This is a genomic window from Flavobacterium bizetiae (assembly GCF_024271895.1).
In the GTDB taxonomy this organism is placed as follows: Bacteria; Bacteroidota; Bacteroidia; order Flavobacteriales; family Flavobacteriaceae; genus Flavobacterium; species Flavobacterium bizetiae.
In genome coordinates, this window is the sequence record NZ_CP091861.1 from 4310628 (window position 1) to 4323324 (window position 12697).

Consider the following 12697-nt stretch of genomic DNA (forward strand, 5'->3'; position numbering starts at 1 on the left):
TTGTAAGTCTCAGTAACTTTGAGTAAAGTATTTATCACTAACACCTTAATTGCTATGTTACTACAATTTATATCTAATTTATTCGAAAGCGACGAAGACGATCAAAATCTATACGATATTGTAATTCAGATTAATGATAAAGTTTCACCTTTAGATCGAAGAAATCTTTATATGTTACCCTTAAATGATTTCTTAACCGAAAATCATTATGGTGAAATTTCGGGTGGCGGAATACTTAAAGAAGAGCCCGGAGAAATTATCTTTTGCGATATTCATGTCAAACTTTATCAGGAAGAAATAAGCAAGGCAGTTTTAAACGAGATTATCAATTTTGTTGAAATTTGTGGCGCTCCAAAAGGATCTAAAGTAATTATCGAAAAAACACATCAGGAAATTCCGTTTGGTAAAAACGAAGGAATCGCTATTTATTTTGATGGAGAAAACTCTCCTGAAAAAGATCAACAAGATTACGATGTAGATTTTGTTCAGGCAGAAATTTCGAAACTAACCAATACTTCGCAAGAAAGATACTGGAAAGGAAATGCAACAACCGGTTTGTATTTCTACGGAAAATCTTTTGATAAAATGAAAGATAACGTGTCTGATTTTATGCATACTTATCCGTTGTATAAAACGGCGCGTATTGCTCAAATAGCTTAATCTCAGGTTATGAATACTCCCCTGTTAGCATTTAATGATAAAGGAATATATTGCCAGCAGGCAGATGTATACCTCGATCCGTGGCGTCCAGTTACGAATGCCATTATCACGCACGGACACTCAGATCATGCGCGTTGGGGACACAAAAACTACATTACACATTATGACAATGTGCCTATCATAAAACATCGTTTGGGTGACATAAATGTTACCGGAAAAGATTGGAACGAAACTTTTACCGTAAATGGTGTCAAGTTTTCGCTTCATCCTGCGGGACACGTTATTGGCTCTGCACAAATTCGGGTAGAATACAAAGGCGAAGTCTGGGTTTTTACAGGAGATTATAAAACCGAAGACGATGGCGTTTCTGTACCTTATGAAGTCGTAAAATGCGACGCTTTTATAACAGAATGTACTTTTGGATTACCCGCTTTTAAATGGACACCACAAGCCGAAGTCATGACCGATATTAATAATTGGTGGGCAGAAAATCGTGCTGAAGGAAAAACGTCTGTTCTCTTTGGTTATTCGTTAGGAAAAGCACAACGTTTACTGAAATATTTAGACACGGATATCGGGAAAATATACACGCACGGCGCTATCGAAAATATGACCGAAGTATTGCGTCCATTAGTTGATTTTCCGCCAACGACCAGAGTTACATCAGAAACTAAAAAAGAAGATTTATTGGGCAGTATTGTTCTTGCTCCTCCAAGCGCACACGGCTCAACCTGGATTCGAAAAATGACTCCGTTTGTTACCGGTTCTGCCAGCGGATGGATGACTTTTAGGGGCGCCAGACGTAGGCGTGCTGTAGATCGCGGTTTTGTTTTAAGCGATCATTGTGACTGGACGGGTTTGCTCGAAAGCATTAAAGCAACCGGAGCAGAAAAAATAATTTGTACCCACGGATATTCGGATATATTCTCGAAATACCTTCAGGAATTAGGTTACGACGCAAGAACTGCCAATACGCAATATGAAGGAGAATTGGGTGAAATGGATTCCAGAAAAGATGTTGATGAGGAAATTGATAAAATAGAGGAAAGAGAATAGAAAATAGAACAAAGAAAATAGATGCAAGAACCTAGAGGAAAGAGAATGCTTTTGATTCAATCAATCTTTTTATAAAGTCTTGTCTCTTTCATCTTGCCTCTCTTAAAAAAATAAGAAAAAAATGAAAAACTTTGCCGAACTTATAAAAGCGCTTGACAGTTCTAATAAAACTTCGGTAAAAGTTGATGCTTTGACCAAATATTTCATCAATGCGAGTAATGAAGATAAAGTCTGGACGATTGCTATTCTTTCGCATCGTCGTCCGCCAAGACCTGTAAATACTACTTTATTGCGTTTGTGGGCGAATGAATTGGCTAATATTCCGCTATGGTTGTTTGAAGAAAGTTATCATATTGTAGGCGATCTTGCCGAAACCATTGCTTTGATAATTCCCACTACAAAAGAACATTCTGATAAAAGTTTAACGGAATATCTTCAGGAAATTATTGCCCTGAAAAAGAAAACCGATATCGAGAAAAAAGAATATCTACACGAAAACTGGCTGGCACTCAATTATTACGAACGTTTTGTTTTTACCAAATTAATTACCGGAAGCTTCAGAATCGGCGTAAGCCAAAAATTAATGACGCGTGCACTTTCTAAAGCTGAAAATATTGATGAAGATTCACTCGCGCATAAATTAATGGGCGATTGGAATCCGAATACAATCACGTTTCAGGAATTAATTTTAGACGAAAAAAATAGCGATTATTTATCCAAACCTTTTCCGTTTTATCTGGCGTATCCTATTGAAGGAGAACCATCAAATTTGGGAAATCCGGAAGACTGGAGCGCAGAACACAAATGGGACGGGATACGATCGCAAACCATCATTCGGGATAATGAAATTTTTATATGGAGTCGCGGCGAAGAATTGGTAACCGATAAATATCCTGAGTTCGCTTCTTTTATTGGAATAATTCCAGACGGAACGGTTATCGACGGAGAAATTCTTCCCTACATAGAAAATGAAATTGGAACTTTTAACGATCTCCAAACCCGAATTGGACGAAAAACCGTTTCGGCTGCGATCCTTAAAAAATCACCCGTAATTATAAAAGCATACGATTTATTAGAATGGAAGGGTCAGGATATCCGAAATCTACCCTTTGAAGAAAGACGTATCTTATTAGAACAATTATTTGAAGATATAAAACATCATGATATTCCGCTCCAGCTTTCTGAAAGGGTGAAATTTTCGACCTGGGAAGAATTAACGGAAGAAAGATTGCGTTCCCGCGAAATGAAAAGCGAAGGCTTGATGATCAAACGAAAAGATTCTCCTTATCTGGTAGGAAGAAAAAAAGGCGATTGGTGGAAATGGAAAATTGAACCTTTGGTGATCGATGCCGTCCTCACCTACGCCATGCGCGGACACGGACGACGTTCGAATTTATTTACCGATTATACTTTTGCCTTATGGCAGAATAATGAAAAGAACGAACGCGAATTGGTCACATTCGCGAAAGCGTATTCGGGTTTAACTGATGCCGAATTCAGGATGGTCGATGATTGGATTAAGAAAAATACTTTAGAACGATTTGGTCCCGTTCGAAGCGTAACGCCTCAATTGGTTTTTGAAATTGGTTTTGAAGGTATTGCGCTTTCAAAAAGACATAAAAGCGGAATTGCAACACGGTTTCCGAGGATTTTAAGATGGAGACATGATAAGAAAATTGATGAGGCGAATTCTATTGAGGATTTGAAAAGCATGATTTTATAGAATGGTATTGCGAGTAAAATGGCACGCAGATGACGCGGATTCGCAAGCGAAAACACGGATGGGCACGGATTTTTTTATTGCTTTTTGTATTTAAGGCTCCAGCGGAGTCTAATATTTATAGCAATCAAAACGAAATCTGAAAAAAGCTCCAGCGGAGCGATATATTAATTCTCTAATTGGTGCGTAAAATATGTCACCCCTACGGGGTTTAAAAAAATGCGTTAAAAAAATGTCTATAAATATGTCGTCCCGCTGGGACTCAAATAAAAACCACTTTCTTAATTTTCTTTAAGCAAAATAAATCTTAATGCTTCTTAATATCTTAATGGTAAAAAAATCTTAACAATAAAAAACAAATGAATAGAGAACAACTTTTTTCTGTAGCAAATGACTGGTTTCAAAATCAGGGATGGAAACCTTTTCCGTTTCAGACTCAGACCTGGACTGCTTTTTTGCAAGGAAAAAATGGTTTACTAAACGCTCCTACGGGCAGTGGGAAAACCTATGCGCTCTGGTTGCCTATTGTTTTAAACTACATTAAAAATAATCCCGATTATAAAACCAAACATACTCCCGGACTTAAAGCGATTTGGATTACACCTCTGCGATCGCTTTCGGTTGAAATAAAACAGGCCGCAGAAAGAGTGGTTAATGATTTGGGGACCAAAATGACCGTTGGGATTCGGTCTGGAGATACATCAGCGAGTGAAAGAGCGAAGCAAAAAGGTAAAATGCCCGATTTGCTGGTGACTACTCCAGAGAGTTTACAATTGCTTTTAGCAACAAAAGGTTATGATAAAATATTTGGCAATTGTACAGCAATTGTCATTGACGAATGGCACGAATTACTAGGTACAAAACGTGGCGTACAAACCGAATTGGCTTTATCCCGATTAAAATCTATTGCGCCCAATATGCGCATTTGGGGAATTTCGGCAACAATTGGAAACCTGCAACAGGCTCAGGAAGTTTTACTTGGAGTTGATTCAGAAGCTTATCGTAATTCGGTTTTGATAAAGGCCCAGATACATAAAAAAATAAAGGTCATTTCGATTATTCCGGATAAAATGGAAACGTATCCGTGGCGCGGACATATGGGTTTGCATCTTATTGATGAAGTGGCCAAAATTGTAAAAGCGAGTAAAACAACTTTGATTTTTACGAATGTACGTTCGGCTTGTGAAATTTGGTTTCAGCGATTGCTGGAAAAATATCCTGAATTTGCAGGAGAAATGGCGATGCATCACGGAAGTATCGATCGCGAAACGAGGCTTTGGGTCGAAAATGCTATTCGGAACGAAGAATTAAAAGTCGTTGTTTGTACTTCAAGTCTGGATCTGGGAGTCGACTTTGCGCCTGTAGAAACGATTATTCAGGTTGGTGGACCAAAAGGTGTTGCGCGTTTTTTACAAAGAGCCGGACGAAGCGGACATCAACCCGGGAAAGAAAGCGTGATTTATTTTCTCGCGACTCATGCTATTGAATTGATCGAAGCTTCGGCCTTGAAAAAAGCGGTTGAAAATAGTGTTATCGAAGATCGTGTTCCTTATTTAAACAGTTGGGATGTTTTGGTACAATATCTTAATACTTTGGCGGTTTCGGATGGATTTATTCCGGATGAAATTTTTAAAGAGGTAAAAGGAACTTTTTGTTATCAGGCGATGACAGAAGAAAACTGGAATTGGGTTTTGAATTTCATCACTAACGGAAGTCAGAGTTTACAAGCTTATGACGAATATAAAAAGGTAGAAGTTGAAGAAGATGGGCGTTTTAAAATCAACAGCCGATTGATTGCCATGCATCACAGAATGCAAATTGGCACCATTGTAAGCGATGCTGTTTTGAACGTAAAATTCATGAGCGGCGGTTATATTGGGACGATCGAAGAATGGTTTGTATCGAAATTAAAACCGGGAGACACTTTTATTTTTGCCGGTAAACAATTGGAATTATTCAGAATCAGAAATATGCAGGTTTTGGTTCGAAAGGCTGATCCTAAAAAGAAATCGAAAGTAGTAAGCTGGATGGGCGGCCGAATGGCGCTTTCGGCACAAATGAGTGAATTGCTGCGTCAGGAATTGTATCGCGCCAATACGGATGATTTATCGCCGGAACTAAAGGCATTGCAACCTTTATTTGCCAGACAAAGAAAAGAATCTATTGTTCCAGGAGACGATCAGTTTTTGATTGAAACTTTTAAAACAAGAGAAGGATATCATGCTATTTTTTATCCTTTTGAAGGCCGATTTGTGCTTGAAGCGCTGGCAAGTTTACTGGCATACAGAATTAGTTTACTTTTGCCTATTAGTTTTTCTTTAGCTTATAATGATTACGGTTTTGAATTGCTTTCTGATCAGGAAATTGATATGCAGAATGTTTTAGATAATAATCTATTTTCGACTGAATATGTGCATCATGATTTGCAAAAAAGTCTGAATGCAACCGAAATGGCAAGACGAAAATTCAGGGATATTGCCGTAATTGCCGGTTTGGTTTTTACAGGATTCCCGGGAAAAATGGTGAAGACAAAACATTTGCAAAGTGGTTCGCAATTATTGTTTGAAGTTTTTAGGGATTATGAACCTGATAATTTATTGTTTCAGCAAGCGTATAGTGAAACCTTTGAACATCAATTGGAAGAAGGCCGTTTGATTATGGCTTTGGAACGAATAAACAATCAGGAAATTATCTGGAAACAATGTTTAAAACCAACGCCTTTTAGTTTCCCCTTAATTACAGACCGACTAAGAGAAAAATTATCAAGCGAAACATTGGCAGAACGAATTAAAAAAATGACAGCTTCCTATATGAAGTAATACTATATGAAGATTACCATACAAAATCAAACGTTTATTTTACACCCAAGTGGGGCTTTGTTTTGGGAAACCAGAAAATTGCTTCTCATTTCTGATGTGCATTTGGGAAAGGTTTCGCATTTTAGAAAACATGGCGTGGCGATTCCGAATAATGTGGTTTCAGAAAACTTTAATCGTTTGACGGAGGTTGTAGAATACTTTAATCCTGAAAAAATTATTTTCCTCGGCGATTTGTTTCATAGTTCGATGAATTCGGAATGGGATTTATTCGAAAAATGGGTTGCTTGTTGTACCAACACCATAATCCTGATTGCCGGAAATCATGATATTATCGATCAGAATCATTACACTAAAATTAATATTGATGTGGTTGAATCTCTCGAAATTGATGATTTTTTATTAACGCATCATCCTGTTGTAAAAGAAGGTTTTTTTAATTTTTCCGGTCATATTCACCCCGGAATTATCCTTCGTGGTTTTGGCGCTCAGTCTTTAAAATTACCTTGTTTTTATCAGAAAGAAAATCAGATGATTCTGGCAGCTTTTGGCGAATTTACCGGAAAGCATATTATAAAACCCAAACAAAATGATATTGTTTACGCCATTGCCAATCAGGATGTTGTTATGGTAAAATTAAACTGATTTCTTAAAATAAAGTTGTTTTGGAGCCTCTTCTTCAAGATCATTTTCATAGTTGAATTCTTCGTAGCCTAAAGACTTTAATGTTGCTATTAAAACAGTATCAATTTCAAAAGCTTTTACCCAAATCAAATCATGTTTTCGCTGTAAAGCCACTTCTTCAGCACGTTTAAAAAGTACAACTAAATCTTCGGGATTGAAGTAAACAATATGATTGACACCGATTGGTTTATTAGTCCCTAAATTTTGATTGGCTAATCGGGAGGAATTTAGTTTCAGGAATGATAACGGATTTTCGCCTTCATAAGCCATTAACATTTCTACCGAAAAATCATTCTGAATCCTGAACAGTTTCTGACTCGAAAGGTTCTCCTGAGCGTACTTCTCTCCTATTTCTTTCTCATTTCCAAATAAATCCGAATAGAATTTCAGGGCTTTCTCTTCCATCCAGACAACATTATCATTTATGATTACTACGAATTTTGCGACTTTTGACATATTTTCCATTATTATATTTCATGCAAAGTTGAGAGGATTTGATGGATCAAAAAAGAGCTAAATGTCTTGTAGTTTGTTCGAAAAGTCGGTTGAGTTGGATTGAGATATCTTTTTAAACACATAGAAACATAGCTTTTTTTTTTACCGCTTAAGAAAGGCGTTTCACTATGAATAAAACGCAATAGCAGCAACTTTACAAATGCATATATATACTAACAATTTTATTCGTTTGCACCTAATAGTATTGTATTGTCAGGCTGAGCGAAGTCGAAGCCCACGTTCCAATTGGAGCGCCCTTCGACTTCGCTCAGGGTGACAATTGGAATTTTTAAATAAAAAAATTAAACCCAGGATTGGGCTAAAAAACTAAAAAAAGAGATCAAAAATGAATAACTACTCCATTCGCTCGTCGCTCGCGAGAGGGATAGAAGCAAGCTACCGAAGTAGCGCGGATAGCCCGACAGCATCCCGATAAGAGGGCGTATAAGCGCATGGTAAATTTGCCCTCTTATCGGGATGGTGACTCGCCCAAAGTATAATTACGTATATACTTTAAATATACTAAACATTCTTTCTGCGATATTCTAAAGGTGAAATTCTTTCGCATTTTTTAAAGAACCTACCAAAACCGGATTGATTTGGGAAGTTTAAGGTATCGCTGATTTGGTTGATGGTGAGATCTTTGTTTTGAAGTAATATTTTGGCTTCAAGAATTACAATATCGTCGATCCAGTCGCTGGCGGTTTTTCCGCTATTGTTTTTAACGACTTCTGAAAGATATTTGCGGGATACATTTAACGTATCGGCGTAATATTGAACGGATCTTTGGCTTATAAAATCTCTGGAAAGTGTTTCTTTGAACTTTTCGAATAAAGGATTTTGCCTGGTATCATTGGTATTGGTTTGCTTTATAACATCTAATTCGTAGATCAATATATAAAGATACGCGCGTAAAATAGAGGGCTGATTATCAGAATTATGTTCGATTGATTGTCGCAGCAGAGTAAAGATTTGTTCAAACTTAATTTTATTTTTTTTCTGGAGATTAAAAACGTGCTTTTCGCTATTTTCGAAAAAATCATATTGCGACAGAAAAAAAACATTGGCTTGATTGTGTAGAAAAAATTGTGGTTTGAAAAAGATAATATCTATTAAAATTTCGTCGCTGTCTTTTGTAAAACTTCTAATTACCGAAGGTCCGAGAGTGAGAATTGCCGGAGCATGAATAACCACTTTTTTGAGTTTGGTTTGCATGACAATACTCCCTTTTCGAAGAAATTCTATGGCATAACTTTCTGCACGATAGGGTTCGCTGATATACGGATGATCTTTTGCCTGAATATAAAAATACTCTTTATCATTATTGGCATCATTAAACAAACTTTTATGATGCTCGAGTGAATATGTGGTGATTTTTGTATTCAATTGTTTTGGCTTTAATCGATATCAAATATAAGAAACGGTTTTTTGCATCACAAATAATGGCGCTATATAGCGCCATTTATGAGTATTCTCTTAGAAGAATATATATTTAAAAATTGAAACTTATTTTTTATCGATTTTGTAAAGTCTTCCGCCATCGGTAACGGCGTATAAAGCTCCGTCGTTTCCTTGGGTAACATCTCTAAAACGTTGATTTTCTGAAGCAAGAAGTCTTTCTTCGCCAACTACTTTATTGTCTTTTATGGCAAGACGCACGATATGCATTCCGCTTAAAGCGCCTATGAAAAGATTATTTTGCCATTCCGGAACGCGATTACCGGTGTAGAATGTCATTCCGCTTGGCGAAACTACTGGATCCCAATAATAAACCGGTTGTTCTAAACCATCTTGTTGCTGAATCCCCGCTCCTACTTTTTCTCCGCTATATTCGATTCCGTATGTAATTGTTGGCCATCCGTAATTTGAACCTGCTTTAAGGCGATTGATTTCGTCCCCTCCGCGTGGTCCATGTTCTGCCAACCAGATTTCTCCTGTATTAGGATTAAGCGCTAAACCTTGCGGATTTCTGTGTCCGATAGTATATAATTCCGGTAAAGCTCCTGTTCCTGCAAAAGTTGGGTTGCCACTTGCAGGCTGACCTTCTTTTGTTAAACGAACTACTTTTCCTAAACCTGATGCAACAGATTGTGCTAAAGGTCTTGTTTCTAAAACTGAACGTTCTCCGGTACTTACGACTAGAAAACCAGATTTATCGAAAAGAATACGTCCGCCATAGTGAAGCGTGCTACCATTTGCTGGTTTAGCTCTGTAAATAACGGTTGCTCCTTCGATTGTTTTTTCGTCAGCTGAAAGTTTTCCTTTCGCTACAGCGGTATTATTTCCGCCTGTTGTCGCTTCGGCATATACCCAGTAAATCATACGGTTTGTAGTAAAATCAGGATCAATAGTTAAACCTAATAAACCTCCTTGTCCACCAGCATTAACAGCAGGAATACCTATAATTGGTGCGCTCAAAACTCCGGCAGTCGTAGCGATACGCATTGTTCCTGTTTTTTCAGTAATCAATAATCGTCCGTCAGGAAGGCTTTTGATTCCCCAAGGACTCGTTAAAGCTGTAGCAATTACAGTTCCCTGATACGGTGTATTAGTTTGAAGTCCACTTGCTCGGGTTTGTCCAGCAAACGCAGGTTTATAAGTTGTATTGGCCGCATTTCCTTCGACAGGATTGGTTGTTGTGCCTGGATTTACATCGACATCTTTATCGCTAGAGCAGCTTAATAAGGTGATTAGCATACTCGAAACAATAGCAATCTGGTTAATATTTCTCATAGTTTTGGGATTTTTATGATTAGAAAGAAACAAAACTCTTAAAAATAAAATAAAAGCTGTTATATAATTTATAAGAAAATTTACATAATTAATTGGAGGGCTTATAGTGCTGGCGTTATTTAACCGCAAAGAGCGCTAAGTTTTTTTCGCAAGGTTCGCAAAGTTTTTTTTTGCTGGCTCGAAAAAAAGGAATGTGAAGATCGCTAAGCTTTATGTAAAATTTAATTTATGTCGAAGGTTTTACCGCAAAGAGCGCTAAGTTTTTCGCAAGGTTCGCAAAGATTCTTTTGCTTTGCGATATTTTTTTTTAGCTACAAATTTCACAAATTATCACAAATTACAAGCTGCGTAAAGCTTTGTGAACTTTGAATTCTTTCATTCAGGAAGGTTAAATCCTTGGCGAACTTTGCGAAAAACTTAGCGCTCTTTGCGGTAAAAAAACTTTGTATTTTAAAAAATCTTAGCGGTTATTTAAAATATTTTTATACTTTTGCAATCATCAGATGATATGATAACCTATGGCTTTAATTAATAAAAAATCTCTCGCAGAAGAAGTTGCTTCAAAATTACAGGAGCAAATATCTCTTGGTCAATATAAGATCAACGAGAAATTACCTATTGAAGCAGAGCTTATGAAAAGTTTTGGCGTTGGACGTTCTTCGATAAGAGAGGCGATGAAGTTACTGGCTAATTCTGGTTTACTGCGGATTCAGCAAGGGGTTGGTACTTTTGTTCAGGAAGTTACCGGCACGCAAGAACCAATGGATCAGCGATTAAAACGTGCAAGCCTGAAAGATTTAGATGAAGTTAGGCAATTATTAGAGTTGAAAATTGCTGAAAAAGCGGCTATCAACAGAACAGATGATGATATCGTTGCCATGAAACAACATTTGGCCAATAGAATGAAAACCGCTAATGAGGGTTTGCTTGAAGAATGTGTTGAAGCAGATATACAATTTCATATTGCTATTGCAGAAGCATCAAAAAATGAAATCCTCGCTGATTTGTATAAGTCAGTATCGAAACATTTAAAAAAGGAGTTTCTTAAACTTTATCCGGATACAGAGGTATTTAAAGAAACTTATATCATACACGAACAACTTCTCAAAAATATTATTGCAAAAGATCCTAAAAAGACATGGAATACTGTTGCTAAAATAATAGGAGATACTAATTACTAATTTTTTCACCCAATTCATCAGATGATCTGATTTTTTTTTTACACTATGAAAACAACTACTATTAACAATTCGAAACAGTTGGCCCAACAAACTGTTTTCTCGATTTTATTTACAATCAGTTTTACGCATTTTATTAATGATATGCTTCAGGCGGTTGTTCCTGCGGTATATCCTATTATAAAAGATAAATTTCATTTGACTTTTACCGAAATCGGTCTAATCACCCTAACCTATCAACTAACGGCTTCTATTTTACAACCGTTTATTGGGTTTTATACCGATAAAAAACCACGTCCGTATTCGCTGGCCATTGCCATGGTTTTTACCCTTTTAGGATTGGCGGCTGTGGCGGTAGCTTCAAGCTTTGTAAATATTTTACTTGCTGTTAGTTTAATTGGTGTTGGTTCTTCGATATTTCATCCTGAAGCTTCGAGGGTAGCTCACATGGCTTCTGGCGGAAAAAGAGGTTTGGCGCAATCTATTTTTCAATTAGGAGGAAATGCAGGAAGCGCTATCGGGCCTTTGCTTGCGGCTATCATTGTCGTTCCTTACGGACAGTTTAATATTATCTGGTTTTGTCTTGCTGCCGCTGCTGGGATTCTTATTCTTTCGGGAGTTGCAAAATGGTATCAGGAACATTTGAATCTTAAGGCAAAAAATAAATCTCTTGGGGCAGAAGAAAAACACCATTCGCTTTCTAAACAAAAAGTGATTTTCTCGTTGGGTATTTTATTAGTATTGATTTTTTCTAAATACTTCTACATGGCCAGTATGACAAGTTATTATACTTTTTATCTTATTGATAAATTTCACGTTTCTGTACAGGAATCTCAAATTTACCTTTTTGCATTTCTTGGTGCTGTAGCTGCGGGAACATTGTTTGGTGGAGCTTTGGGTGATCGTTTTGGTCGAAAATATATCATTTGGATTTCTATTCTTGGCGTTGCTCCTTTTACATTGTTATTGCCATACGCTTCTCTTTTCTGGACCGGAATTTTATCTGTAATTATTGGTTTAATTATATCTTCTGCTTTCTCGGCAATTTTGGTTTATGCCACAGAGTTAGTTCCTGGTAAAGTAGGTTTAATTGCTGGTCTTTTCTTTGGATTGGCTTTTGGTATGGGCGGATTAGGTTCTGCAATTTTAGGAAAATTAGCAGATTCAACAAGTATTGAATATGTTTTTAAGGTTTGTGCGTTTTTACCTCTAATAGGAGTTTTAACAAGCTTCCTTCCGAATATTGAAGGAAAGAAAAAAGCTTCTGCAGAAGATTAAATTGTTTTTTACTAATTCGATTATTATATAAAAAAAGCGCTGAATGTATTGATTCAGCGCTTTTTTGCTTTTTATAA

At 36.9% G+C, this 12697-nt stretch carries 10 protein-coding genes; 7 read left to right on the forward strand and 3 right to left on the reverse strand.

Features of this window, described 5'->3' with window-relative positions:
• The first annotated feature begins 54 nt into the window (after nt 1-54).
• The 5 genes from L0669_RS18235 (at nt 55) to pdeM (ending at nt 6897) form a co-directional block, all read left to right on the forward strand.
• On the forward strand, nt 55-660 hold the full coding sequence (locus tag L0669_RS18235) for a hypothetical protein (protein WP_263759241.1): 606 nt from the start codon (nt 55-57) through the stop codon (nt 658-660).
• A gap of 9 nt (nt 661-669) precedes the next feature.
• Nucleotides 670-1716, forward strand: a complete 1047-nt coding sequence (locus L0669_RS18240; RefSeq protein ID WP_263759242.1) for a ligase-associated DNA damage response exonuclease — start codon at nt 670-672, stop codon at nt 1714-1716.
• Nucleotides 1717-1837: 121 nt separating this feature from the next.
• The gene (locus L0669_RS18245) at nt 1838-3439 is read left to right on the forward strand and encodes an ATP-dependent DNA ligase (protein WP_263759244.1); all 1602 of its coding nucleotides are present in this window, start codon (nt 1838-1840) and stop codon (nt 3437-3439) included.
• Between the two features lie 356 nt (nt 3440-3795).
• Nucleotides 3796-6255 (forward strand): ligase-associated DNA damage response DEXH box helicase, encoded by a 2460-nt coding sequence (locus L0669_RS18250; protein ID WP_263759245.1) that lies wholly within the window; start codon nt 3796-3798, stop codon nt 6253-6255.
• Nucleotides 6256-6261: 6 nt separating this feature from the next.
• Nucleotides 6262-6897, forward strand: a complete 636-nt coding sequence (pdeM, locus tag L0669_RS18255; RefSeq protein ID WP_263759246.1) for a ligase-associated DNA damage response endonuclease PdeM — start codon at nt 6262-6264, stop codon at nt 6895-6897.
• Here the strand turns inward: pdeM and L0669_RS18260 are convergent.
• From L0669_RS18260 to L0669_RS18270, 3 genes are all read right to left on the reverse strand, one after another.
• Nucleotides 6889-7392 (reverse strand): hypothetical protein, encoded by a 504-nt coding sequence (locus L0669_RS18260; protein WP_263759247.1) that lies wholly within the window; start codon nt 7390-7392, stop codon nt 6889-6891. The genes pdeM and L0669_RS18260 overlap by 9 nt on opposite strands.
• A 561-nt stretch (nt 7393-7953) precedes the next feature.
• Complete coding sequence (locus L0669_RS18265; protein WP_263759248.1) at nt 7954-8817, reverse strand: helix-turn-helix domain-containing protein; 864 nt, start codon at nt 8815-8817, stop codon at nt 7954-7956.
• 120 nt (nt 8818-8937) lie between these two features.
• Entirely contained in the window at nt 8938-10164 is a 1227-nt protein-coding gene (locus tag L0669_RS18270; protein ID WP_263759249.1) for a PQQ-dependent sugar dehydrogenase, read from the reverse strand.
• Between the two features lie 518 nt (nt 10165-10682).
• Between L0669_RS18270 and L0669_RS18275 the strand changes: the two genes are divergently transcribed.
• Both L0669_RS18275 and L0669_RS18280 read left to right on the forward strand, forming a co-directional pair.
• Nucleotides 10683-11345: a FadR/GntR family transcriptional regulator gene (locus L0669_RS18275; RefSeq protein WP_263759250.1), complete on the forward strand. Its 663-nt coding sequence runs from the start codon at nt 10683-10685 to the stop codon at nt 11343-11345.
• Nucleotides 11346-11390: 45 nt separating this feature from the next.
• Nucleotides 11391-12620 (forward strand): MFS transporter, encoded by a 1230-nt coding sequence (locus L0669_RS18280; protein WP_263759251.1) that lies wholly within the window; start codon nt 11391-11393, stop codon nt 12618-12620.
• Nucleotides 12621-12697: the final 77 nt, after the last annotated feature.